22 protein-coding genes, 1 pseudogene and 1 riboswitch are annotated in these 24,122 nt (G+C 73.3%); of the genes and pseudogenes, 11 read left to right on the top strand and 12 right to left on the bottom strand.

What is annotated here, in order from left to right:
• Positions 1 to 275 precede the first annotated feature (275 nt).
• From IO30_RS0132080 to IO30_RS0132055, 6 genes and pseudogenes are all read right to left on the bottom strand, one after another.
• On the bottom strand, positions 276 to 1,184 hold the full coding sequence (locus tag IO30_RS0132080) for an ECF transporter S component (RefSeq protein WP_237403526.1): 909 nt from the start codon (positions 1,182 to 1,184) through the stop codon (positions 276 to 278).
• Positions 1,127 to 2,980: an ABC transporter ATP-binding protein gene (locus IO30_RS0132075; RefSeq protein WP_031148872.1), complete on the bottom strand. Its 1,854-nt coding sequence runs from the start codon at positions 2,978 to 2,980 to the stop codon at positions 1,127 to 1,129. The genes IO30_RS0132080 and IO30_RS0132075 overlap by 58 nt, the downstream gene beginning before the upstream one ends.
• A pseudogene (locus tag IO30_RS0132070) lies at positions 2,977 to 4,071 on the bottom strand (energy-coupling factor transporter transmembrane component T); the annotation flags it as partial. The pseudogene IO30_RS0132070 and the gene IO30_RS0132075, both read right to left, overlap by 4 nt.
• A gap of 479 nt (positions 4,072 to 4,550) precedes the next feature.
• Complete coding sequence (locus tag IO30_RS0132065) at positions 4,551 to 5,261, bottom strand: SCO2322 family protein (RefSeq protein WP_051902698.1); 711 nt, start codon at positions 5,259 to 5,261, stop codon at positions 4,551 to 4,553.
• A complete protein-coding gene (locus IO30_RS0132060; protein WP_031148866.1) occupies positions 5,261 to 6,523 on the bottom strand; it encodes an SCO2321 family membrane protein in 1,263 nt (420 codons plus the stop codon). The genes IO30_RS0132065 and IO30_RS0132060 overlap by 1 nt, the downstream gene beginning before the upstream one ends.
• Positions 6,524 to 6,651: 128 nt before the next feature.
• A riboswitch (cobalamin riboswitch) is annotated at positions 6,652 to 6,731 on the bottom strand.
• Positions 6,732 to 6,890: 159 nt separating this feature from the next.
• Entirely contained in the window at positions 6,891 to 7,961 is a 1,071-nt protein-coding gene (locus IO30_RS0132055; RefSeq protein WP_031148864.1) for a Strvi_7410 family MBL fold metallo-hydrolase, read from the bottom strand.
• A 173-nt stretch (positions 7,962 to 8,134) separates the two neighbouring features.
• On the opposite strand from IO30_RS0132055, the gene IO30_RS0132050 reads away from it, so the two are divergent.
• Positions 8,135 to 9,598: an aldehyde dehydrogenase gene (locus tag IO30_RS0132050; RefSeq protein WP_031148862.1), complete on the top strand. Its 1,464-nt coding sequence runs from the start codon at positions 8,135 to 8,137 to the stop codon at positions 9,596 to 9,598.
• A complete protein-coding gene (locus IO30_RS0132045) occupies positions 9,598 to 9,831 on the top strand; it encodes a ferredoxin (RefSeq protein ID WP_031148860.1) in 234 nt (77 codons plus the stop codon). The genes IO30_RS0132050 and IO30_RS0132045 overlap by 1 nt, the downstream gene beginning before the upstream one ends.
• Positions 9,832 to 9,886: 55 nt before the next feature.
• Here the strand turns inward: IO30_RS0132045 and IO30_RS0132040 are convergent, their stop codons facing one another.
• From IO30_RS0132040 to IO30_RS0132030, 3 genes are all read right to left on the bottom strand, one after another.
• Entirely contained in the window at positions 9,887 to 11,317 is a 1,431-nt protein-coding gene (locus IO30_RS0132040) for an acyltransferase family protein (RefSeq protein WP_078904872.1), read from the bottom strand.
• A 99-nt stretch (positions 11,318 to 11,416) separates the two neighbouring features.
• Positions 11,417 to 12,316 (bottom strand): aminoglycoside phosphotransferase family protein, encoded by a 900-nt coding sequence (locus IO30_RS0132035; protein ID WP_031148856.1) that lies wholly within the window; start codon positions 12,314 to 12,316, stop codon positions 11,417 to 11,419.
• Between the two features lie 120 nt (positions 12,317 to 12,436).
• A complete protein-coding gene (locus tag IO30_RS0132030; RefSeq protein WP_031148854.1) occupies positions 12,437 to 13,060 on the bottom strand; it encodes a TetR family transcriptional regulator in 624 nt (207 codons plus the stop codon).
• Between the two features lie 251 nt (positions 13,061 to 13,311).
• Here IO30_RS0132030 and IO30_RS0132025 point away from each other — a divergent pair, with 251 nt between their 5' ends.
• The 3 genes from IO30_RS0132025 (at position 13,312) to IO30_RS0132015 (ending at position 16,530) form a co-directional block, all read left to right on the top strand.
• Entirely contained in the window at positions 13,312 to 14,637 is a 1,326-nt protein-coding gene (locus tag IO30_RS0132025; protein WP_031148853.1) for a glycosyltransferase family 4 protein, read from the top strand.
• Positions 14,638 to 14,701: 64 nt separating this feature from the next.
• The gene (locus tag IO30_RS0132020; RefSeq protein WP_031148852.1) at positions 14,702 to 15,445 is read left to right on the top strand and encodes a class I SAM-dependent methyltransferase; all 744 of its coding nucleotides are present in this window, start codon (positions 14,702 to 14,704) and stop codon (positions 15,443 to 15,445) included.
• Entirely contained in the window at positions 15,442 to 16,530 is a 1,089-nt protein-coding gene (locus IO30_RS0132015) for a prenyltransferase/squalene oxidase repeat-containing protein (RefSeq protein WP_031148850.1), read from the top strand. Before IO30_RS0132020 ends, IO30_RS0132015 begins: the two co-directional genes overlap by 4 nt.
• A gap of 13 nt (positions 16,531 to 16,543) precedes the next feature.
• Here IO30_RS0132015 and IO30_RS0132010 read toward each other — a convergent pair whose 3' ends face one another.
• Positions 16,544 to 16,846 (bottom strand): hypothetical protein, encoded by a 303-nt coding sequence (locus IO30_RS0132010; RefSeq protein WP_078904343.1) that lies wholly within the window; start codon positions 16,844 to 16,846, stop codon positions 16,544 to 16,546.
• Positions 16,847 to 16,970: 124 nt separating this feature from the next.
• Between IO30_RS0132010 and IO30_RS0132005 the strand changes: the two genes are divergently transcribed.
• The 6 genes from IO30_RS0132005 (at position 16,971) to IO30_RS0131980 (ending at position 22,030) form a co-directional block, all read left to right on the top strand.
• Positions 16,971 to 17,603, top strand: a complete 633-nt coding sequence (locus tag IO30_RS0132005) for a hypothetical protein (RefSeq protein ID WP_031148846.1) — start codon at positions 16,971 to 16,973, stop codon at positions 17,601 to 17,603.
• A 152-nt stretch (positions 17,604 to 17,755) separates the two neighbouring features.
• Entirely contained in the window at positions 17,756 to 18,208 is a 453-nt protein-coding gene (locus IO30_RS0132000; RefSeq protein WP_031148844.1) for a hypothetical protein, read from the top strand.
• Between the two features lie 7 nt (positions 18,209 to 18,215).
• Positions 18,216 to 20,051, top strand: coding sequence for an alpha/beta hydrolase (locus tag IO30_RS0131995; RefSeq protein ID WP_031148842.1), 1,836 nt, complete (start codon positions 18,216 to 18,218; stop codon positions 20,049 to 20,051).
• A gap of 104 nt (positions 20,052 to 20,155) precedes the next feature.
• A complete protein-coding gene (locus IO30_RS0131990) occupies positions 20,156 to 21,001 on the top strand; it encodes a hypothetical protein (RefSeq protein WP_234321902.1) in 846 nt (281 codons plus the stop codon).
• A 19-nt stretch (positions 21,002 to 21,020) separates the two neighbouring features.
• Positions 21,021 to 21,626 (top strand): hypothetical protein, encoded by a 606-nt coding sequence (locus tag IO30_RS0131985; RefSeq protein ID WP_157853411.1) that lies wholly within the window; start codon positions 21,021 to 21,023, stop codon positions 21,624 to 21,626.
• A complete protein-coding gene (locus IO30_RS0131980) occupies positions 21,623 to 22,030 on the top strand; it encodes a hypothetical protein (RefSeq protein ID WP_031148836.1) in 408 nt (135 codons plus the stop codon). Before IO30_RS0131985 ends, IO30_RS0131980 begins: the two co-directional genes overlap by 4 nt.
• Here the strand turns inward: IO30_RS0131980 and IO30_RS0131975 are convergent.
• On the bottom strand, positions 22,027 to 23,037 hold the full coding sequence (locus IO30_RS0131975; RefSeq protein WP_031148834.1) for an LLM class F420-dependent oxidoreductase: 1,011 nt from the start codon (positions 23,035 to 23,037) through the stop codon (positions 22,027 to 22,029). The genes IO30_RS0131980 and IO30_RS0131975 overlap by 4 nt on opposite strands.
• Positions 23,038 to 23,155: 118 nt before the next feature.
• Positions 23,156 to 23,980, bottom strand: a complete 825-nt coding sequence (locus IO30_RS0131970; RefSeq protein WP_031148832.1) for a hypothetical protein — start codon at positions 23,978 to 23,980, stop codon at positions 23,156 to 23,158.
• Between the last annotated feature and the right edge of the window lie 142 nt (positions 23,981 to 24,122).

The following is a 24,122-nucleotide window of genomic DNA, read 5'->3' as shown; positions in this document are numbered from 1 at the left end:
CTCACGCGGTGGAGAGGGGATCGTCGGCGACCGGTGAAGTACCCGGGCCGCCCTGCGACTCATCCAGTTCTACAGACGCCCCGACCCCCTGGCAACGACCCCGCTTACTAGCCGCCCTCGCAGCCGGGACCCCAAAGCCCTCCGAGGCCTTCAGAGGTATCCGTGCAGGTCACAGGCGCTGCGGAGGGCCCCGGGCGGGACCTCCGGGGACTACGAACCCGCTTCGTATGTGACGTGGGTCCTGTGGGCCGCCTCACCGCCACAGGACCCGTATGTCACCCTGTGGAGTCGTTCGTACCCCTTTGAGGGGTGTGGTCCGGGACACTCCCATCCACCGAATCGAAGGCCACGGGCGCATCGAAGGCGGCTTTCCGAGTCGCCCGCCGCAGGGCCTTCAGCAGCGTGGCGCCCAGGGAGAGGGTCAGGACCACGGTCAGCGCGGCCCGGCCCAGGTCCCAGCCCACCGACGTCGCCAGGCAGTAGGCGAGGAAGCGCGCCAGGTTCGCGGACACCGGGTCCCCGGGATGGAAGGAGATGCCCTGCCCCATCCCCTGGAGGATCACCCACCCCTGGAGGTTCATGATCGTGCCGTACGCGAACGCGCCCACGCAGCCGTACGCCGCCAGCATCAGCAGCTCCGCCCGGCCCCGGATCCGCTCCGGGCCCGGCAGCAGCCCCGCGCCCAGCGAGAACCAGCCCAGGGCGAGCATCTGGAACGGCATCCACGGCCCGACCCCGCCCGTCAGCAGGGCGGACGCGAACATCGTCACCGAGCCCAGCACGAAGCCGAAGCCCGGCCCCAGGACCCGGCCGCTCAGCACCATCAGGAAGAACATCGGCTCCAGCCCGGCCGTCCCCGCGCCGAGCGGTCTCAGCGCCGCACCGACCGCGGCGAGCACGCCGAGCATCGCCACCGCCTTGGCGTCCATGCCGTTGTCGGCGATCGTCGCGACGACGACGGCGACCAGCAGCGGGAGCAGGGCCGCGAAGAGCCACGGGGCGTCCTGGGAGTGGGCCAGGCCCGACTGGCGGTCGGCGAGCAGCGGCCAGCCGAAGGCCGCGATCCCGATGAGGGTGACCAGGACCAGGGCGGCCGCGGCCCGCGGGCCGATCCGTACGGGACGGCTCACGGGGCCCCCGCCTTCGCCGCCAGGGCCGCGGCGACCTGGCTCACCGTGAGCCAGTGGCCGGGGGCCAGGACCTTCGCGACCTGCGGTGCGAACGCGGGCGAGGAGACCACGACCTCGGCGGTCGGCCCGTCCGCGACGACCTCGCCGCCCGCCAGGATCACCACGCGGTGGGCCAGCTCGGCGGCCAGCTCCACGTCGTGCGTGGCCAGGACGATGGCGTGGCCGTCCGCGGCCAGGGCCCGCAGCACCTCGATCAGGCGGACCTTGGCCGCGTAGTCCAGGCCGCGGGTCGGCTCGTCGAGCAGGAGCAGCGCCGGGCGGCCGGTGAGGACCAGCGCCAGGGCCAGGGCGAGGCGCTGGCCCTCGGACAGGTCCCGGGGGTGGGTGTCGTCGGGGACGTCGGGGAGCAGGGCGGAGACCAGTTCGCGGCAGGTCCCGGGGGGCGCGCCCGCGTCGGAGTCGGCGGCCGCGCACTCGGCGGCCACGGTGTCGGCGTAGAGCAGGTCGCGGGGCTCCTGCGGGACCAGGCCGACGTGGCGGACCATCTCCGGCGGCGGGGTCCGGTGCGGGGCCCGGCCGCCGACGGTCACCTCGCCGGTGGCCGGGGGGACCGTGCCGACCAGGGCCGCCAGCAGGGTGGACTTGCCCGCGCCGTTGCGGCCCATCAGGGCCACGGTCTCGCCGGGGGCCACGGAGAGGCTGATCCCGCGCAGGGTCTCGGCACGGCCGCGGCGCACGCCGAGATTGCGGACCTCGGCGACGCCGTGACCGGGTCCGGGGGCAGCGGCGGGGGCGGGCCTGCTCCGGCGGAGCCGCGCGAAGAGCCCGGGCCGCGCCCCGCCGGCAGGGGCTGCGCCACCGGACCCCGGCGGGCCCGCGGGAGTCCGAGGCGCGGGGGCCGGGGCGTGGCCCGGGGAAGCGGAGGCGCCGGTCGGCGCGGACGGGTGGGGTACGGAGGCCCCCGGGGCCGCGGCCGACGCCGGGGAGCCGGGGCCGGGCGCGGCGGTGGCGGGGCCTTGGGGGCCGGGCGGCGCAGCCGACAGGCGGGCCTTCAGCGGGGCGGCCACGCGGCGGGCGTCACGGACCGACAGGGGGAGGGGGGACCAGCCCGCGAGGCGGCCCAGGGACACCACCGGCGGGTGGACGGGGGAGACGGCCATGATCTCGGCCGGGGTGCCGAGGACGGGGGCCGCGCCCGGCGCCGGCAGCAGCAGCACCCGGTCGGCGTACTGCACGACCCGCTCCAGCCGGTGCTCCGCCATCAGCACGGTCGTGCCCAGGTCGTGGACCAGGCGCTGGAGGACCGCCAGGACCTCCTCCGCCGCCGCCGGGTCGAGCGCCGAGGTGGGCTCGTCCAGCACCAGGACCCGCGGGTGCGGGGTGAGGACCGAGCCGATCGCGACCCGCTGCTGCTGGCCGCCGGACAGGGTGGCGATGGGCCGGTCACGGAGTTCGTTCAGGCCGAGCAGATCGAGGGTCTCCTCCACCCGGCGCCGCATCACCGCGGGCGGCAGGCCCAGCGACTCCATCCCGTAGGCCAGCTCGTCCTCGACCACGTCCGTCACGAAGTGGGCGAGCGGATCCTGCCCGACCGTGCCGACCACGTCCGCGAGCTCGCGCGGCCGGTGCGTACGGGTGTCGCGGCCCGCCACGGTCACCCGGCCGCGCAGGGTGCCGCCGGTGAAGTGCGGGACCAGGCCCGAGACCGTCCCCAGCAGGGTGGACTTGCCGACCCCCGACGGGCCGACCAGGAGCGTCAGCTCGCCCTCCGGGACCACCAGGTCGACGCCACGGACCGACGGCCCGGCCGCGCCCTGGTAGGTGACCGACACCTGCTCGAAGCGGATCACTGCGAAGCCTCCTTGGGCGGTACGGGTGCCACGAAGGCGGGGAGCAGGCCGATCAGGACCGCCGCCGCGGGCCACAGCGGCAGCCCGGGGGCGACCAGCGGCACCACGCCGGGCCGCAGGGCCTCCGGGTCGGCGCCCGCGAAGTACACGGTCAGGGCCGCTACCGCCGCCCCCGAACCCGAGACGAGCCAGGCCCGCGCCCCCCACCGGTCCGGCCGGTACCGGGTCCGCAGGGAGCGCCGGCCGCCCAGCCGCAGCCCCGCGAGGGCCAGGACCAGGCCGATGCCGAGCACGGGCAGCCCGTACGCGGCGCCCTGCGCTGCGAGCAGCCCGTAGGTGCCCGCGCACATGCCGAGCAGGCCGCCGAGGGTGAGGACGTTGGTGGTGTGCCGGACGGCGGGCGGGACCTGCGCGGTACGGCCGTACCCGCGGGCGTCCATCGACGCGGCGACGGCCACGGACCGTTCGAGGGCGCCCTCCAGGACGGGCAGGCCGATCTGCAGGACGGCCTTCACCCCGCCGGTCGGGCGGCCGCGCAGCCGCCGGGCGGTCCGCAGCCGCACCACGTCGGCGACCATGTTCGGCGCGAAGGTCATGGCCACGACGACCGCGACCCCGGCCTCGTACAGGGCGGCGGGCAGCGACTTCAGCAGCCGGGCCGGATTGGCGAGGGCGTTCGCGGCGCCGACGCAGATGAGCAGGGTGGCCAGCTTGGCGCCGTCGTAGAAGGCGAAGACCAGCTGCTCGGCGGTGACCCGGCCGCCGAACCGGATGCCCTGCGCCCAGGCGGGCAGCGGGACCTCGGGAAGGGTGAACAGGAGGTGCGAGCCGGGGATGGGGGAGCCGAGCAGCATGGAGAAGACCAGGCGCAGGCCGATGACGAAGAGGCCGAGCTTGACGAAGGCGCCGTAGGACCGGGCCCAGGGGGCGTCCGTGCGGCGGGCCGCGACGACGTACCCGGCCACGCCGACGATCAGGCCGAGGAGGAGGGGGTTGGTGGTCCGGGAGGCGGCGGTCGCCAGCCCGAGCGCCCACAGCCACCACGCACCGGCGTGCAGGGCGTTCCCGCGGGTCGCCTCCGGCGGGGCGAGGCGGCTGTACGGGCTCCCGGGCCGGGCCGCCTCCGGTGCGGCGGGCCGGTCGTACGGGGCCGTGTGCGCGGGGCCGGTCCGTACGGGGCGGCTGCGGCGGGGCGGGGCCGCGGCATCGAACCGCCCACGACCCCGCTGCGGCGCGACGCCCCCCGCGCCGTCGGCGGCCGCCTGCCGGGCGGGGTGGGGCGTACCGCCGGCGTCGGGGGAGACGTCGAACCGGGCGTGCGCGGCGTCAGGCGCGGCGGTGTACCCGCCCGAGCCGTCGGCCGCCGGCCTCGTCGCTGATGCTGCCGCCTGCCGGGCGGGGTGGGGCGTGCCGACCCCGGCGGGGGCTGCGTCGAATCGGGTATGCGTGGCTTCGGCCGGGGCGGTGGGCCCGCTCTCGCCGTCGGCCGGCGTTGCTGCCGCCTGACGGGCAGGGGCGGGCGTACCGACCCCGGCGGAGGGTTCGCCGGGGGTGTGGGCCGGGTGCTCGGTCATCGGCGGCGGCGGCGGGACTGCCACACGCCGGCCGCGGCCAGGGCGGCGACGGCCGCGATGCCCGCCAGCAGGCCCGTAGAGGGGCCGCCGCCCTCGGCGTCGTCGGCCTCGGCCTCGGCCCCGGCCCCGGCTTCGGGATCGGGTTTCGGGGTCGTCGCCCCGGGGGCCGTCGGCTGTGCGGCGACCTGTTCGCCGCAGCCCTGCCTCGGGTACCCCGAGATCGCGCACAGCATCGCCGCGCTGTCGTAGCGCAGCGGCTTCGCGACCGAGGCCAGCGCCTCGGCCGTCGTGGCGGCCGGCGGGACCTGGGCGCAGGCGGTGCGCGGGGCGTCCTGGGGCGGGGCCTCGCCCGACGCGGCGTCCGCCGGGACGCCGAAGTCGATGACCAGTGCCACCCGCTTGCGGCCCTCCGCCGGGGCGGTCGCCCCGCAGACGGCTTCGAAGTCGGCCGCGGCGCGCGGCTGGGCCGCCTTCGCCGCCGCGTCCTGGCTCACCGCGAAGCGGAAGCCCTGCACGGAACCGTCCGCCGGGCGGGCCGACGAGGGGCCCTGGGTGGCGTACGACCACTGGCCGTCCGCCGCGTCCCAGAACGACCAGTAGCGGTAGCCGGCCGCCAGCGCCGGAGCAGCGGCCAGCACGGCCACGGCGATCCCGAGGGCGAGGACCACGGCGGGCAGGCGCAGGCGCAGGCGCAGGCGGCCGCGCATCAGAGCGCGTTCTTCTTGCGGCGGCCGCTCAGCAGGATGCCGATGCCCACGCCCGCAGCGGCGCCCGCGCCGATGATCCACCAGATGTTCTGGCCGCCGGAGGGCTCCTTCTTCTCGCTCTCGACCTTCGTGGCGCTGGTGTCCGGGCCCTGCGGGGCCGGGCCGGTCGCGTTCAGCGCCGAGACGAGGTCGGTGCCGCCGAAGGCCTTCGGGTCCGTACCGGTCGCGTGCGCGGCCAGGATCAGGGTGCCGAGGCCCGCCGGGCTGCCCTTGGACCACTCGGCGGAGTTCGCCTTGAGCCACTCCAGGGCGCCCGCGGCGGACTGCTTGTGCCCGGCCGCGGCCAGGGCGATCACGGCGTCGGCGGTGTTGCCGGTGTCCGCGGTCGGCTGGTCCGCACCCGGGGTGACGGCCGTGAGGTGGCCGTCCTTCTTGAGGGCCTCGGCCAGGTAGCCGGCCGCGCCCTGGGCCGCGGCGGCCGGGTCGGCGGCGGGCGCGGTGGCGCCCGCCGGGCAGGCCAGGGCCGTCGCGGGGGTGTCCGCGCCGGAGGGGACGACGACCGAGCCCTTGCCGAGTCCGGCCAGGGCGGCGGCGGCCGTCGCGTCGGCGTTGGCGAGCAGCTTGCCGTCCACCGGCTGGTAGGCGAAGGCGCCGCGGTCGGCGGCCGGCTCGGCGGTGCAGCCCAGCTGGAAGGGGAGCAGGCCCTCGTAGGCGGACTTGCCCGCCTTCGACTTGATCTCGGCGGGCTTCTCGCCCGCCACGGACAGGGCGCTGATCACCAGGGCGGTGGAGTTGGCCTCGCTGGGGCTGCCGGGCACGTAGGCCCAGCCGCCGTCCTCGTTCTGGACGGTCTTCAGCCAGTCCACGGCCTTCTTGACGGCCGCGTCCTGGCTGCCGAGCGCCTTCATCGCCTGGACCGCGACGGCGGTGGCGTTCGTGTCGTACATGGTCGTCGCGTCGCAGGCCGCGGCGGCGTCCGCGCGGAAGGAGGCGAAGCCGCCGTTCTCGCACTGCTGGCCGGTCAGCCAGTCGACGGCCTCCTGGGCGGGCTTGAGGCCCACGGTGTGCTGGGCGAGCAGGGCGACGGACTGGCGCCACACGCCGTCGTAGGTCGGGTCGTTCTTGCCGAACAGGCCGGAGGGGATCACCGGAGGCGCGGACGGGGAGACGGGCGGCGCGGTGTCGGCGAGGGCTGCGGGGGCGGCACCCACGCAGAGCACGGCGGAGGCGGCGAGCGCGGCGGCGCTGCGACGGACGTTCATGGGGGCGGGTGCCTCTCGTGCTGGGGAGCGGGAGGCAGGCACGCACAGGCACCGGGCTCCGGCTCCGTATACCTCGACGGTGCCGGCCGCCGGGGGACCCGGCGACGCGAGCCGCGCACTTCGCTGCGGGGCATTCCGGCTCCCCGTCCGGGCGGTGCCGGAGTGGGTCACGGTTGCGGGTCAGCGCCGGAATTGCACCGGCTTCCCCCCGAACGGAAGTGTGGACGACGGGCTCACTCTACCGGCCCGTAGCCCCGGAGCGAGGTGGTGCCGGCCGCCGTCGCCCCTTACCGCGAGGGCCCCGGCCGGGCGGCCCCGGAGCTGCGGCGGGACAGCGGCGGGACAGCGGCGGGGCCACGGCGGCCGGTCACAGGGCCCGGTACGCGACCGGCTCGCTGCCCGGGACGGCCTCCGCCCGGCCCTGTTTCACCAGGCGCCGCAGGTGGGCCTCCGCTTCCGAGACGGCGATGTTCCGGGAGCCGTACGGGATCTGCTCCCAGGGGCGGTTCCACTCCATCCGCTCCGCCAGTGCCCACGGGGTCAGCGGCTCGGCGAGCAGCTCCCACAGGCCCGTCAGCCGTTCCTCGTGGTGCTCCAGCAGTTCCCGGACGCGGGCCGGGGCGTCGGTGAAGGCGTGCTGGTGGGCGGGGAGCACCTCGGCCGGGTTCAGGCGGCCGATGCGTTCGAGGGAGTCGAGGTAGTCGCCGAGGGGGTCGGTGGAGCGGGTGACGCCGTGCTCGTCCGGGGCCTCGTACAGGCCGATGTGCGGGGAGATCCCGGGCAGCAGGTGGTCCCCGGAGAAGAGGCGGCCGTTGCCGGGGAGGTCCGCCGGGTGGGCCTCCTCCAGGTGCAGGCAGACGTGGCCGGGGGTGTGGCCGGGGGTCCAGACGGCGCGCAGGCGGCGGCCGGCGAGGGGGAGCAGTTCGGCGGGGACGATCTCCCGGTCGGGTACGGCGGCGCGCAGGCCGGGCAGGGTCGTGAGGCGGCCGCTCGCGCGGGCGGCGCGCAGCGGGGCGATGTGTTCCTCGGGGGCTCCGGCGGCGGCGAGCTTCTCGCTCATGTAGTCGAACCAGACCCCGGGCTCGGCGGAGCGCGTGCGGACGACGACCTCGGTGTCGGCCGCGTGCATGGCGATCCAGGCGCCGGAGGCCTGGCGGACCTGGCCGGACAGGCCGTGGTGGTCGGGGTGGTGGTGGGTGATGACCACGCCGTGGATCTCGGTGACCGCGGTGCCGAGGGCGGTCAGGCCCGCGGTGAGGGTGTCCCATGAGGCGGGGTCGTCCCAGCCGGTGTCGATGAGGACCGGGCCGCGGTCGGTGTCGAGGACGTGGACGAGGGTGTGTCCGAGGGGGTTGTCGGGGATGGGGACCTTGATGCCCCACACGCCTCCGCCGTGGTCGGTGACCTGTGGCGTCACATGTGACGTGTCCTCTGGCATGGGGCTCCCCTGTCCGCTGACGAGAACTTGTTTCAGTAGTAGCCCAAGTCGACCATCTTCAGGGCTTTCTGACTAGTCGTTGGATCTTCTCCACCGTTCTGTCCTGGCCGTGGACTCCTCGAACTAGAACTGGTATCAGTTCTGGCAACGCCAAGCCGCAGGAGGCCTCAGCCATGACCGAGCTCGTGGAACACGGACAACTGTTCATCGGCGGGGAGTGGACGGATCCGCTGGGCACCGACACCATCCGGATCGTCTCCCCCCACACCGAGCAGGTCATCGGCTCCGTCCCGCACGCCTCGAAGGCCGATGTCGACCGGGCCGTCGAGGTGGCGCGCAAGGCCTTCGACACCGGGCCGTGGCCCCGGATGACCCTGGACGAGCGGATCGCCGTCGTCTCCCGGATCAAGGACGCGATAGCCGTCCGGCACGAGGAGATCGCCCGCTCCATCAGCTCCCAGAACGGCTCCCCGTACTCCTGGAGCGTCCTCGCGCAGGCCCTCGGCCCGATGATGGTCTACGACGCGGCGATCACCGTCGCCCGCGCCTACCCCTACGAGGAGCACCGCCAGGGCGTGCTCGGGCCCATCCTCGTGCGCCGGGAGCCCGTCGGCGTCGTCGCGGCCGTCATCCCCTGGAACGTCCCGCAGTTCGTGGCCGCCGCCAAGCTCGCGCCCGCCCTGCTCACCGGCTCGACGGTGATCCTCAAGCCCTCCCCGGAGTCCCCGCTCGACTCCTACATCCTCGCCGACATCGCCCGTGAGGCCGGGCTGCCGGAGGGCGTGCTGTCGATCCTGCCGGCCGACCGCGAGGTCAGCGAGTACCTGGTCGGCCACCCCGGCGTCGACAAGGTCGCCTTCACCGGGTCGGTCGCCGCGGGCAAGCGCGTGATGGAGGTCGCCGCGCGCAACCTCACCCGCGTCACCCTCGAACTCGGCGGCAAGTCGGCGGCCGTCATCCTGCCCGACGCCGACCTGGACGCCACCATCGCCGGCATCGTCCCCGCGGCCTGGATGAACAACGGCCAGGCGTGCGTGGCCCAGACCCGGGTCCTCGCCCCGCGCAGCCGCTACGAGGAGGTGGCCGAGGCCCTCGCCGCCGCGGCGGGGGCACTGGTGGTCGGCGACCCGCTGGACCCGGCCACGCAGCTCGGCCCGCTCGTCGCGAAGCGGCAGCAGCAGCGCTCGCTGGACTACATCCGCATCGGCCAGGAGGAGGGCGCGAAGGTCCTGGCGGGCGGCGGCCGCCCGGCGGGCCAGGAGCGGGGCTGGTACGTCGAGCCCACCCTCTTCGGCGACGTGGACAACTCCATGCGGATCGCCCGCGAGGAGATATTCGGCCCGGTCGTCTGCCTGATCCCCTACGGGGACGAGGCGGAGGCGCTGCGGGTGGCCAACGACTCGGAATTCGGCCTGAGCGGCAGCGTGTGGACCGGGGACGTCGAGCACGGCATCGACTTCGCCCGGCAGGTGCGCACCGGCACCTTCAACGTGAACACCTTCAGCCTCGACATGCTGGGGCCGTTCGGCGGCTACAAGAACAGCGGCCTGGGACGGGAGTTCGGGCCGGAGGGCCTGGGCGAGTACCTGGAGCACAAGATGATCCACCTGCCCGCGGGCTACCAGGCCGGTGCCTGATGGGTGACCGCTGGCAGGTCGAGGTGGACCGGGGGGTCTGCATCGGCTCGGGGATGTGCGTGAACCACGCCCCGGACGGCTTCGCCCTCGACACGGCCCGCCAGTCGCGCCCGCGCGCGGCGGAGACGGACGCGAACGAGCCGGTCCTGACGGCGGCGGAGGGCTGCCCGGTGGAAGCCATCACGATCACCCTGCTGGGCACGGGGGAGACGGTCTTCCCGCCGGAGGACTAGGTCGTCCCTTTCGGATCTGGCCGGCCCCGGCCGCAGGCGGCCGGGGCCGGCCAGATCAGACCGATTTCCCCTGACCGCCCGCGCCGGTGCCCGCCAGAACCGGTTCCGGCGCCGCGGAGGCCTGCGCCGGGACGCCGGGGAGCCCGGCGGTCGGCGCCGGCCGCTCCAGGGACTGCGGCGGCCAGCGGCGGTTCATCGCCTTGGTCAGCTTGCGGCCCAGGTTCTGGAACGGCATCTCCACCAGCCGGTACACCACCCAGCACACCGCCAGCAGCACGGCGACGTACCCGGCCACCCACGACCACCGCTCGACGAACGGCATCGCGGCCAGCTCGTTGTAGTAGTAGTTGCTGTCCCAGCCGAGCTGCCACAGCAGGAACTTCTTCACCGGCCAGTGCAGCAGGTAGACCGAGAAGCTCACGGCGCCCAGCCAGGTCAGCAGGCGCGGCAGCCGCCGGTTCCGCAGCAGGAGGAAGAGCCCGAACGACGCCCACGCCCCCAGGTAGGCGTTCGTCCACGCCTCCCAGGTGAAGGTCGCGGTCGCACGCCCCATCTCGTCCCGGTTGTACATCCACCCCACCAGGGCGCCCGCCGCCACCACGAAACCGACGCACGCCCAGGCCTCGACGCGCTCGATCTGCTTGTGCTGCGCCCGGTAGATCACCGTGCCCGCGAACATCGTCGCGAGGATGGTGAAGGTCTCGTACGCGGGCGTCCGGCCGTTGGTGAAGATCAGCAGCAGGCCGAACCCGCCCAGCAGCAGACCGCCGATGCGGGCGAGCGCCGCATTGCCGCTGACCATGCAGAGCACGCCCATGACCACGATGAGCACGGCGGCGGCCACGAGGTGCTTGAGCTCCGAAAGGGTGTGGGTCAGGCTGTAGGACGGGATCGCGACGCCCAGGACGAGCGCCACTCCTGCCGCTCCGACCGCGATCGGCGTGGTGCGCCGGTGCCAGGCCACCGTGAAGAGACTGCTGACGAAGAAGTAGAAGAGCATCTCGTACGTGAGCGTCCACGAGATGCCGAGCGCATTCACCACGCCCAGCATGTCCGACAGCATCAGGCCGTTGCCCGCCAGCCAGAGCTTGTCGTGCCCGTAACCGTTGAAGGTGAGGACCTGGTAGTCGTCCGGCAGGAGGAACTGGGCGAGGAGCATGCTCACGATCAGCGCCGGATAGATCCGGAAGACCCGGCCGATCCAGAAGGCACGGACGTCACCGCGGCGCTCCAGCGAAGCCGGGATGATGTATCCGCTGACGATGAAGAACGCGACGACCCCGTAGAAGCCCAGGTCGAAATGGGCCGCGATGGTGCCGCCGTGGGGGATCAGCCTCATGATCTCGAAGTGGTGGGCCGCCACGGCCAGCGCGGCTATCCCGCGCAGCGCGTCCAGCCAGCCGAGCCGGCTTCCCGGCGCGGCGGCGCGTTCCCCCCGGCCGGCCCTCCGGGCCCCCCACCGAGCCAGCAATCCCTTGGTCGTCATCCGCCGGAGATTAGCCCATGAGGAGGACCCGGCTGGTGCAGGGGTCCGTGTGCGGGCCCGGCCGTGCGGGCCGGCGCAGGGGCGCTGACCTGGGACGTGTCAGCCGGCGTCGGCCAGCGCCTCGTGGACCGCGCGGAGGGCGACGGCCGCGAGGACCGGGTTCCTGCCGCCGCGGTAGTAGTGGTGCGCCGTGAGCCCGAAGGCCAGGGCCCAGCCGCGGCCCCGGGCCCAGGTGGCGTCGTCCACCTCGGCCGCCTCGCGGAACGCGGCCCGGGACCCGGCGTCCAGCAGCGTCCACGCGGCCATCGTGTCGCACGCCGGGTCGCCCACCCCGACCCCGCCGAAGTCGATGACGGCGCTGAGCCGGCCCCCGCGGGCCAGCAGGTTCCCGGGCAGCAGGTCGCCGTGCAGCCAGGCCGGCGGGCCCTGCCACTGCGGGACCCGCAGCACCTCCTCCCACGCGGCCGTCGTGGCGGCCGCGTCCAGCGTGCCGTCCGCCCCCAGGTCCGCGACCGCCTCCCGGACCTGGCCGTCGCGCGTGCTCAGCGGCCCGCCCCGCCAGGACGGCGGCCCGTCGGTCGCGTCGACGCCTCTCAGGGCCGCCACGAAGCGGCCCAGTACGACCGCTGCGGCGCTCAGTTCCGTCAGCGGCTCGTCGTGGACGTCCCTGCCGTCGATCCAGCGGTACACCGACCACGGCATCGCGAAGTCCTCGCCCGCCACGCCCCTGCCCAGGGGCACCGGCACCTCCAGCGGCAGGTGCGGGGCGAAGTGCGGCAGCCAGCGCTGCTCCTTGGCGACCTGGCGGGCGGCGTCCGGTACGCGCGGCAGGCGCACGGCCATGTCCTCGCCCAGCCGGTACATGGCGTTGTCCGTGCCCGCGGAGCGGACCTTGGAGACGGGCAGGTGCGCCCAGGCGGGGAACTGCGCTGCGACCAGCCGTTCCACGAGCGCCGTGTCGATGTCGAACTCGTCGTCGTGCATCTTCGCGCCGGTCATCCGTCTCCTCCGCCTCGTACCGGCCGGTCGGCCGACGGCGGAGACTAGTGCGCGGATACGTGGCACCGCCAAGGGATTTCCGGCCGCGGCAGCCTCGCGCGGCGGCGCCGCGCAGCGGAATCAGGCCTTTTCTGGCGCCGTCAGGTCGATCAGCCGGCACACCGTCTCGATGTCGATCTTCACCTGGGCGATCGACGCACGGCCCGAGAGCCAGGTGATCAGCGCCGAGTGCCAGGTGTGCTCGATGACCCGGACCGCCGACAGCTGCTCCGCCGTCGGCGGGCCGTCGAGCCCCATCGCGTCCAGGATGATCGCCGTGGTCAGCCGGGAGACGGTGTCCACCTCGGGACTCACGCTGCGGTCCGCGAAGGTCAGCGCCCGGACCATCGCGTCCGCCAGGTGCGGTTCCCGCTGGAGGGCGCGGAAGGCCCGCATCAGGGTCTCCGCGACCCGCGCCGCCGGGTCGTCACCGGCGGGCGGACGCTTGCGCAGCGTCGTGTGCATGTGCTGGAGCTGGTCCTGCATGGTGGCGACCAGCAGGTGCACCTTGGACGGGAAGTAGCGGTAGAGGGTCCCCAGCGCCACGCTGGAGGACTCCGCGACCTCGCGCATCTGGACGGCGTCGAAACCGCCGCGGCTCGCCAGCTGGGCGCTGGCGTGCAGGATCCGGCGGCGGCGCGCCTCCTGGCGCTCCGTCAGGGGCGGGGACGCCGGCGTGGTGACGGCCTTCGCTTCCGCTGTCATGTGTCCCGTTCCATGGCGTTCCGTGTCGTTGCGGGGGTCGAGTGCGGCGGCTGATCCGGGGCCGGTCCGAGGCTGGTCCGGGGTCAGCATCGCAGGCGCCGCATCCGTGGCGCGAATCACCTGCTCCGCCTCTTACGGTGTGGTTTCCGGCCGGTAGATTCAATGGTCTTCGACGGATCAAGTCTGAAACTTGTTCTACATTATCCGAGCGGTTACGCTCCGGCGAAAGTGCAGGGAGAAGGGGGCCGAGAGTGACCGCTGAGGCCATGGTGACGAGCCCTTTCGCGGGTTCCGCCACCGACGGCGACCGCCCGTTGCGCATCGCGCTCCTCACCTATAAGGGGAACCCGTTCTGCGGCGGCCAGGGCGTGTACGTCCGCCACCTCTCGCGCGAGCTCGTACGCCTGGGGCACTCGGTCGAGGTCATCGGCGCACAGCCCTACCCGGTGCTCGACACGGGCGCCTCGCTCACCGAGCTCCCGAGCCTGGACCTCTACCGCCATCCGGACCCCTTCCGTACGCCCAAGCGCGACGAGTATCGGGACTGGATCGACGCCCTTGAGGTCGCCACCATGTGGACCGGCGGCTTCCCCGAGCCGCTGACCTTCTCTCTGCGCGCCCGCCGCCATCTGGCCGCGCGCGCCGGGGAGTTCGACGTCATCCACGACAACCAGACCCTCGGCTACGGCCTGCTGGCCGGCCTCGGCGCGCCGCTGGTCACCACGATCCACCACCCCATCACCGTGGACCGCCGGCTCGACCTCGACGCCGCCCAGGACCGCAAGAAGCGGCTCTCCGTGCGCCGCTGGTACGGCTTCACCCGCATGCAGGGCCGCGTCGCCCGCCGCCTGCCCTCCGTCCTCACCGTCTCGGGCTCCTCCAAGCAGGAGATCGCCCACCACCTCGGCGTCCGCGACGAACGCATCCACGTCGTCCACATCGGCGCCGACACCGACCTGTGGTCGCCCGACGCGTCCGTCGCCGAGGTCCCCGGGCGGATCGTCACCACCTCCAGCGCAGACGTCCCCCTCAAGGGCCTCGTGCACCTCGTCGAGGCGCTCGCGAAACTGCGCACCGAACGGCCCGACGCGCACCTCGTCGTGGTCGGCAAGCGTGCCGAGAAGGGCCCCGTCGCCCGCGCGATCGAGACGTACGGGCTCCAGGACGCCGTCCGCTTCGTCAAGGGCATCACCGACGCCGAACTCGTCGACCTCGTCCGCAGCGCCCAGGTCTCCTGCGTCCCCTCCCTCTACGAGGGCTTCTCGCTCCCGGCGGCCGAAGCCATGGCCACCGGCACCCCGCTCGTGGCCACCACCGGCGGGGCCATCCCCGAGGTCTCCGGCCCCGATGGCGAGACCTGCCTCGCCGTGCCCCCGGGCGACGCGGGCGCACTCGCCGTCGCGCTCGGCCGGATGCTCGGCGACCCGGAACTGCGCGCCCGGCTCGGCGCAGCGGGACGCGAACGGGTGCTGGCCCGGTTCACCTGGGCCAAGGCCGCCGAGGGAACCGTCGGGCACTACCGCGCCGCCATCGAGCAGGCCGCCGCCCGTACCCCCCGTACCCCCCGTACACGGTGACCTTCCGCCTCTTCCGTGCCATGAACCACCCCCGCAACCCCCGCGACCGCGAAGGCAGGACCCCGTGCTGACCGTCGATTTCTCCCGGTTCCCGCTCGCCGCAGGCGACCGTGTGCTCGATCTGGGCTGCGGCGCAGGCCGGCACGCCTTCGAGTGTTACCGGAGAGGCGCCCAGGTGGTCGCCGTCGACCGCAACGGCGAGGAGATCCGCGAGGTCGCCAAGTGGTTCGCCGCCATGAAGGAGGCCGGTGAGGCCCCCGCCGGGGCCACCGCCACCGCCATGGAGGGCGACGCACTCGCCCTGCCCTTCCCCGACGAGTCCTTCGACGTCGTCATCATCTCCGAGGTGATGGAGCACATCCCCGACGACAAGGGCGTGCTCGCCGAGATGGTCCGCGTGCTCAAGCCCGGCGGGCGCATCGCCGTCACCGTGCCCCGCTACGGCCCCGAGAAGGTCTGCTGGGCGCTCTCCGACGCCTACCACGAGGTCGAGGGCGGCCACATCCGCATCTACAAGGCGGACGAGCTGCTCGGCAAGATGGAGGCCGCGGGCCTCAAGCCGTACGGCAGCCACCACGCCCACGGACTGCACTCCCCGTACTGGTGGCTCAAGTGCGCCTTCGGCGTCGACAACGACCAGGCGCTGCCGGTGAAGGCGTACCACAAGCTCCTGGTCTGGGACATCATGAAGAAGCCGCTCGTGACCCGGCTCGCCGAGCAGGCCCTCAACCCGGTCATCGGCAAGAGCTTCGTGGCGTACGCGACCAAGCCGCACCTGCCCGTCCTCTCCGAGGGCGCCGCCCAGTGAGCTCGCCGGAGCGCACCGTACCCGACCACCTCGTCCTGGACGGCGTACTGACCGCCGGTCAGGCCGCCGAGACCGTGGCCGGCATCCTCGCCGCGCAGCGCGCCGACGGGGCCATCCCGTGGTTCCGCGGGCACCACCTCGACCCGTGGGACCACACCGAGGCCGCGATGGCGCTCGACGCCGCCGGGGAGCACGAGGCCGCCGAGCGTGCGTACGCCTGGCTGGCCCGGCACCAGAACCAGGACGGCTCCTGGTACGCGGCCTACGCCGACCGCGAGGACGGCGTGGACACCGCCGAGCCGCAGGACGCCAGCCGCGAGAGCAACTTCACCGCGTACATAGCCGTCGGCGTATGGCACCACTACCTGTCCACCGGCGACGACGCCTTCCTCGACCGGATGTGGCCCGCCGTCTACGCGGCCGTGGAGTGCGTCCTTTCCCTCCAGCAGCCGGGCGGCGAGATCGGCTGGAAGCGCGAGTCCGACGGCACGCCCGTCACGGACGCCCTGCTGACCGGCTCCTCCTCCATCCACCAGGCGCTGCGCTGCGCGCTGGCCGTCGCCGAGCACCGCGAGGAGCCGCAGCCCGACTGGGAACTGGCCGCGGGCGCCCTGCGGCACGCCATCCGCCGGCACCCGGAGCGGTTCCTCGACAAGAACCACTACTCGATGGACTGGTACTACCCGGTCCTCGGCGGCGCCCTGACCGGCGCCGAGGCCACCGCCCGCCTCGACGCCCGCTGGGACGAGTTCGTCGTACCGGACCTGGGCGTGCGCTGCGTCCTGCCGAACCCGTGGGTGACGGGCGGCGAGTCCTGCGAGCTCGCGCTCGCCCTGTGGGCGACGGGGGAGTCGGACCGGGCCCTGGAGATCCTGCGCTCGGTCGCCCACCTGCGCGCCGACAACGGCATGTACTGGACGGGCTACGTCTTCCAGGACGACGCGGTCTGGCCGGTGGAGCAGACGACCTGGACCGCCGGGTCCCTGCTGCTCGCCGTCGCGGCGCTGGGCGGGGACGAGGCCACCACCGAGGTGTTCGGCGGGACCTCGCTCCCGACCGGGCTGGAGCCGGACTGCTGCGGCTGAGCCGGCGCCGGCGTCAGCGCCGGTAGAGCCAGCCGGCCACGGCGTGGCCGACGAGGAGGTAGACCACGGCGGCCACGCCGTAGCCGAAGACGACCTGGACCCATTCCTTGCTGAAGGTGAACAGGTCGTAGGACCATCCGGCCAGCCAGGTCGCGGTGTCGTGGACGAACTCCACGAGCTCGTTGCCCCGGTTGGCGTCCAGCAGGTACATGAGGATCCACAGGGCGATCACGAAGGCCAGCACGTCCGCCACCAGTGCGACGGCCCGGCCGGCCTGACTGCTTCCGCGTGCGCTTGCTCGGGTGTGTGTGGGCATGTGGCGCGTCTTGCCGTTCGGGCGCGCGGCAAACCCGAACGGGTCCCCCAACTGGTGCGGCCACGGGGCCGGGGCGAGGCTGCGGAGGAAGCCTCAGTCCCCGGAGGAAACCGTGTCCCTTCCCATGACCGTCCGATTCCGCCGCGCCCTGACGGCGGTGGTCCTGTCCACCGCGCTGATGGCCGGTGCCACCGCATGCGGCAGCGACGGCGGCGGCACCAGGAGCCACGCGGAGGAGCTCTCCTCCGCCTCGATGGGGGAGCTGGCCGCCCTCGCGGCCGCCGAGCCCGTGGCCGCCGAGGCCGACGAACTGGCCGCGGTGACGCCTTCGCCGAGCACCTCCGCCGAGAAGCAGAAGTTCGCCAAGACCCGCTTCGTCGCCAACGCCGGTCTCGCGGCCGGTGCGACGTACCAGTGGATCATCAAGCCGTACCGTGCGGGCAAGTTCAAGAAGGGCGCCAAGGGCCGTACGTTCGCCCTCATCAAGGCCGGTCTCGCGGGCGCCTTCGCGTACAACCGGCTGAAGGCCGCCACCGAGAACGCCAAGGGCGACCCGCTGCTGTCGAAGGCGGTCGCCCCGCTGACGGCGGGCATCGAGTCCCTCAAGGGCCTCGGCAGCAAGCTGCGCAAGGGGCAGGCGGGCGACGCCGACATCGACGCCTTCGACAAGATCATCAACGGGGTGAAGGAAGCGGGCAAGAGCGCGGGCGCACCGGTCACGGACCAGGTGCCGAGCGTCTCCCAACTGGGCGGCTAGGACGCCGCTTTCCCTTCACCTGAACGTACTCGTCCCGCATCGTCCGAGCGGGACGAGTACTCATGCGCATGAGTACGGGTACTCATGGGGCGCCCCGTTCGCCGCTGTAGCTTCGTGGCTGGAGTGATCAGCAGGTCAAACGGGGGCTACGCGTGGCGTGGGACGAGTGGGAACAGATCAAAGCCGGTGCGACGGATCGGCAGCCCGTGATGCGGCTCAACCAGGTCCCGGCCGAGGCCGGCGCCGCGCCCAGCGCCGTGACGGGCGGCCTGAAGTCGAGCAAGAAGGCGTGGGCCACGGCGGGCGACGGGGTGGGTTCCCTGCGCCAGAGCGTCGGCAGCGCGCTGACCAAGCTGGAGGACGGCCAGGCGGGGCTCGGCGCGACCGCGGGCTGTCTGAGCGCGGCCGCTCAGAAGGACGTGTACGACTCCTGGAAGAAGTACGCCGAAGGCGTCAGCGAGCGGTGCGGCTCGCTCCAGGGCATCCTGCACCAGGTGGGCCGCGACGTGCTGACGACCGATGAGGCCGTCAACGCCGAGATGCACAAGCTGAACGCCAAGTACGCGGACACGGACGCCGTCGGCGGCCAGGCACAGGGTCGGTGACGGCGGCATGGACTACGCCACGCTCAAGGCCTTCAAGCCCTCCGAGTTCGAGGAAGCCGCCGACGGATACCGCTCCCTGGGCAACGCGGCCCAGGCGGCCAAGGACCACATCGAGAACACCGTCGCCACCGGCATGCGCACGTCACTGCAGGGCGAGGCGGCGGAGGCCTCGCACAAGCAGCTCCAGGCCCTTGCGAAGAACTTCCACTACGCCCTGACCGAATGCGGCGTGATCAGCACGGCCCTCGACGGGTTCGCCTACGACATGACGGCCGCGAAGCAGAAGCTGACCGCGGCGGTCGAGGACGCCCAGGCGGACGGCTGCAGGGTCAACGGGGACGGCTCGGTCACGTTCCCGGAGGGGCAGAGGCCGGGCGACGAGAAGGCCGCCGAGGGCGGCACGGTGAGCGGGAGCGCCGGAGGCAGCCCGACCTCCGACGCCCTGGAGCGCCAGGCGTCCAACATCCACCCGAACCCGAACTACGGCAAGGCGATGGGGTACGCGAACCGGATCGCCGACGCCCTCAAGGAAGCCACGGACGCGGACGCGAAGTGGGCGCCGAAGATACAGGCGCTCAAGGCCGATGACGACCTGACCGTGTCCGCCCGGGACTGGACGGACGTCACCTCGGACACGGGGGGCGTGCGCGAGGCGGCCGATGGCTACCTCCGCACGATCAAGCCGCCGCCCGAGAACAACTGGCCCCAGGACAACGCCAACTGGTGGAACGGCCTCTCCGAGGAGCAGCGCGAGGCCTACGTCTCCATGCACCCCGCGAGCATCGGAGGGCTCGACGGCCTTCCCTCCGCCGTACGCGACGACGCGAACCGCACCGTGCTCGCGGAACAGCGCGCCGCCCGGCAGGTGGAGTACGACGCCTGGCTCAAGAAGGAACCGGATCACTACAGGCCCTACATCAGCCCCGTCACGGGTCGCGAGGTGAAGGGCGCGATGGTTCCGACCGAGGCGTGGAAGGAGTGGGACGAGAAGAGGAAGCAGCTGGAGAACGGCTCCAAGGGCATGGACGCCATACAGAGACGCTTCGACAGCTACACGAGCGAGAACACCCGCCCCTACCTGCTCGGATTCGACGGCGACAACATGGGGCGCGCCATCGTCTCCATCGGGAATCCGGACACCGCCGACAACGTGGTGACGTACGTGCCCGGGACGTTCGCCAAGCTGGAGTCCATCGACGGGGACATCACCCGGGCCCAGCTCCTCCAGGCGCAGGCGGAAGCCACCGACGGCTCCCGGAAGACGGCCTCGATCGTGTGGCTCGGCTACGACGCCCCGCAGGGCATCACGACCGATGCGACGGAGACCGGGTGGGCCGACAAGGCCAAGGAGCCGCTCGGTGACTTCATCCAGGGGATCGAGGAAGCCAATCACCGCGACGGCGGCGTGAACCAGACGCTCCTGGGGCACAGCTACGGGTCCCTGGTGGTGGGCCAGTCGATGAGCATGCACATGGACCTGCCGGTCGACAACGCGATCATGGTGGGCAGCCCGGGTGTGGGCGTGGATCACGCGAAGGACCTGAACATCCCGGCGGACCGCGTCTTCGCGGCCACGGCCCAGAACGACCTCATCAACCTCGCCCCGCCCCCGGCGGGCCCCCTGGCCCCCCTCAACCCGAAGGCGTACATGGAGTTCTTCGACGACCACTCGATCGTCCACGGAACCGACCCGACCTCAGACGACTTCGGCGGCGAGGTCTTCGAGGTCCCCAACGGGAAGCTGGCGGTCGTGCACGGGGAGATGATGCCCGCGCATTCCCAGTACTGGGACGAAAAGCCCCTCAGAAGCCTGGCGGGCATCGTCACCGGAGGACGGCCGTGAATCCGCGGAAGGCGTTCCCAGCTGCTGCACTGCTGGCCCTGACGGCCGTGGTGACCGCGTGCGGGGCACAGGAAGACAACGGAGAAGCGGCGAAGGGGGTCACGATGAACGAGCAGCAAGCGGTCGACCGGGCAGAGGAGATCATCCGCCAGGCGGTGGACGGCATGTCGGCCGAGCCGACGCTGGAGCGTACGGGCCCCGAGACCGTCGGCCCCTGCATCGCCAGGGACGACCACGGCCCCGACGACCGACTGCAGGTCACCCTCTTCTACAAGCTCACCGGTGTTCCGGGGACCGAGGCCAAGAACCTCGTGCTCCAGGCGCGGGACGCCTGGCTGAAGCAGGGCTACAAGTACAACTCGTCGGACGAGAAGGACATGTCCGGCCCTTACCCGTGGGTCAGCATGCGCACGGAGCCCGACGACTTCTGGATGGAAGGCATCACCGGGGTCCTGGACCGCGCCAAGGGCGAGGGCATCGCCACCCTCAAGGTGAGGTCGCCCTGCTTCCTCCCGCCGGGCAAGGCCTCGGCGTCGACCGCGGCCGGCCCCGCCGCGCCACAGGGCCCGCAGGCCGACGATCCCGCCCGGCAGCGCGCCCTCGGTCACTCCAGCCGGATCTACGACGCCCTGCGGGCCGGGCCGGCGTCCAGGCAGCCCGGGGAAGGCCTCAGCACGGTCCGGGACGAGTCGGGGACCTCGGTCCACCACACCTGGTCGACGGAGCCGCTGCCGGAGGACGAGAGGGCACGGGCCGTGGCGCGCGCACAGGCGTACTTCCAGAACGCGGGCTGGGACGTACGCCAGGTGCCGACGCCCGAGGGCATCCCGGCCGTCGTCGCCGGCCACCCCGGAGAGCACACGCTCGCACAGGTCGCGGCCTCGGCCACCGGAGCGGTGCGCGTCGCCGTGACGACGCCCGCCGGCGCTCCGGTGTCCGCCGGCGCGTGAGCGTCACCGGAGGGCAGCCGTGAATCCACGCAGAACGATCGCTGCCGTCGCACTGCTGGCCGTCGTGACGGCGGGAACCGCGTGCGGGGCGAAGGGCGACGGACGGGAAACCGGCGGAAGGGCACCGCAGCAGGACACGATGAATGAGCAGCAGGCGACGGACCGGGCAGAGGACATCATCCGCCAGGCGGTGGACGGCATGTCCCCCGGGCCGACACCGGAACGCATGGGCTCCGCGCCCGTCGGCCCGTGCATCGCCAGGGACGACCACGGCCCCGACGACCGCCTGGCGGTCACCGTCACCTACAGACTGACCGGTGTTCCGGGGAACGAGGCCCAGAACCTCGTGCGACAGGCACGGGACGCCTGGCTGAAGCAGGGCCACAAGCGCAACACCTCGGGCGAGGTCGACTGGTCCAGCCCCTTTCCGACGGTCTACATGCGTACGGAGCCCGACGACTTCTGGATGGACGCCGTGACGGGCGTCGTGGACCGCGCCAAAGGTGAGGGCCTCGCCTCGATCAGCGTGAGGTCGCCCTGCTTCCTCCCACCGGGCAAGGCCTCGGCGCCGGCCGCCGCCGGCCCCGCCGCGCGCAGCGGGCGGCCTGTTTCAATGGGTGGGTGATCGAGATCGTGGTGGCCGTCCTCGCCGCCGCCGGGGCCGGGTGGCTCCTGCGGCGCAAGCACCTCCAGCGGGCGGCCACCGGGCCCGTGCCCGGGATCCCCTGCATGGTCCGCAGCCCGGCCGGGGAGGGCCGCTGGCGGCCGGGACGGGTGTACGCCGAGGCGGGCACCGCCCGCTGGGTGCCGCAGCGCGGCGAGCCCGTGGAGCTGCCCGGCGGGCGCGCCACCGGGGTGCGGGTGCCCACGGTCAAGGAGGGCATCGCCATCAACCCCGGCTCGCGGATCGTCACCTGCGCGTACGGGGACGGCGCGGCCATGGAGATCGCCGTCATGCCCCTGGACGTGCGCGAGCTGCTGGAGGCCGTCCCGCAGGCCCCCGGGACGGACCCGGCAGAGACGGCCTAGCTGTTGAGTTCCGCCAGGACGCGCAGGGTGTGCGGGTCCGGGGCGGTCAGGAGCAGGTCGGTGACCGGGCCCTTGCGCCACAGTTCCAGGCGCTCGGCGATCCGCTCCCGCGGGCCGATCAGCGAGATCTCGTCGGCGAAGGCGTCCGGGACGGCCAGGACCGCCTCCTCCCTGCGCCCGGCGAGGAACAGCTCCTGGATGCGACGCGCCTCCTCCTCGTACCCCATGCGGGCCATCAGGTCGGCGTGGAAGTTGCGGGCCGCGTGCCCCATGCCGCCGATGTAGAAGCCGAGCATCGCCTTGACCGGGAGGAGCCCCTCCGCGACGTCGTCGCAGATCCTGGCCCGGGCCATCGGCGCGATCATGAAGCCTTCGGGTACGTCGGCCAGCGAGGCCTGGTAGACGTCGGTGCGGGACGGGGACCAGTACAGGGGGAGCCAGCCGTCGGCGATCCGGGTGGTCTGGGCGATGTTCTTCGGGCCCTCCGCGCCCAGCAGGACCGGCAGGTCCGCGCGCAGCGGGTGGGTGATCGGCCTGAGCGGTTTGCCGATGCCGGTGCCGTCCTCGCCGCGGTACGGGTGCTGGTGGAAGCGGCCGTCGAGGGCGACGGGCGCCTCCCGGCGCAGCACCTGGCGGATCACGTCCACGTACTCGCGGGTCGCGGTGAGCGGGCTGGCGGGGAACGGGCGCCCGTACCAGCCCTCGACCACCTGCGGCCCCGAGAGGCCGAGGCCCAGCATCATCCGGCCGCCGGAGAGGTGGTCCAGGGTGAGCGCGTGCATGGCGGTGGCGGTGGGGCTGCGGGCGGCCATCTGCGCGATGGCCGTGCCGAGGCGGATCCGGGAGGTGTGCGCGGCGATCCAGGTCAGCGGGGTGAAGGCGTCCGAACCCCAGGCCTCGGCGGTCCACACCGAGTGGTAGCCGAGGTTCTCGGCCTCGACGGCGAGGTCGAGGTGGGCCGGGTCGGGGCCGCGGCCCCAGTAGCCGAGTGCGAGTCCGAGGCGCATGTACGGTCCCCTCCGCGAAGCCGACGCAAGTACCTGACGGTGCGTCAGGGGACTGTAGGGCAACGGCCCCCCGCCCGGAAGGGCGGGGGGCCGTTGCCCTGGGCCGAGCGGGGCCGTTTCAGCCGCGCTGGATGCCCGAGGTGTCGTTCAGGACGCCGCGGCGGCCGTCCTGGGTCTGGGCGATCAGCGTGGCCGCGCCGCGCTGCTCCACCGCCAGGTACCAGGTACCCGGGGCGAGTTCGGCGATCGGGGTGGGGGAACCGTCCTCGGCGAACAGGGGACGGGCCACCGGAACGGCGAACCAGAACGGCGTGAAGTCGGCCGAGGGGGCCGGCTCTGCGGCCGGGGCGTGCTGCGCGGAGTCCTGCGGGCCCGGAGCCGGAGTCGGGGTGCCGCCGTACGGCGGGACCGGCTGCGGGGTGGACCCGTAGGGCTGCTGCTGCTGTCCGCCCGGGTAGCCGTACCCGGAGCCGGGCAGCGGCTGTCCGCCGTACGGCGGGACGGCGGCCGGCGCCGGCGCCGGGAGCAGGGCCCCCGCCAGGGCGGGAACCTTCGCGCCGAAGAGGGCGACACCCGCCAGCGCCAGGGTGGCGAGGAAGGCGATGATCGCCCCGGCACCCAGGTCGAGGGTGCTCGGGCAGGTGATCAGCGCCCACAGCGCGGACCAGGCGGCCGAGACGGCGAGGACAGTGCCCCAGGCCGTCAGCGGCAGACCCAGGACCTTGCGGTTCTCCGGCTGGAAGCGTCCGGCGATCAGCAGGCCGGTGGCGATGAAGCCGATGAGGAAGACACTGGGGAGCACCAGACGGTACGCGTCGGTGTCCCAGGCGCTGGGGAGGTCGCCTCCGGTGGTGGAGTAGAAATCGAGGAACGAGGCGATGAACAGCAGCGCCGCTGCTCCAATCACCACGCCGTCGCCTCGAGTGAGGGAGCGGATGTTCACGTCTTAGGTGTCCTTCTCGGTCTCGGTCGTCTCGTGGTGCCGCGGTCGCAGCTCTTGCCTGGAGCGGGGCGGGCGGCACCATGGTACGGACGTCTCGCACTGCCGAGAGGATCGGGGCGGCGAGCAGCCCCGGCGGGGCTGC

It is taken from the genome of Streptomyces xanthophaeus, from assembly GCF_000725805.1.
In the GTDB taxonomy this organism is placed as follows: domain Bacteria; phylum Actinomycetota; class Actinomycetes; order Streptomycetales; family Streptomycetaceae; genus Streptomyces; species Streptomyces xanthophaeus.
Note: the sequence above shows the minus strand (reverse complement) of the source record. Positions and strands in the feature narration are given on the sequence as shown.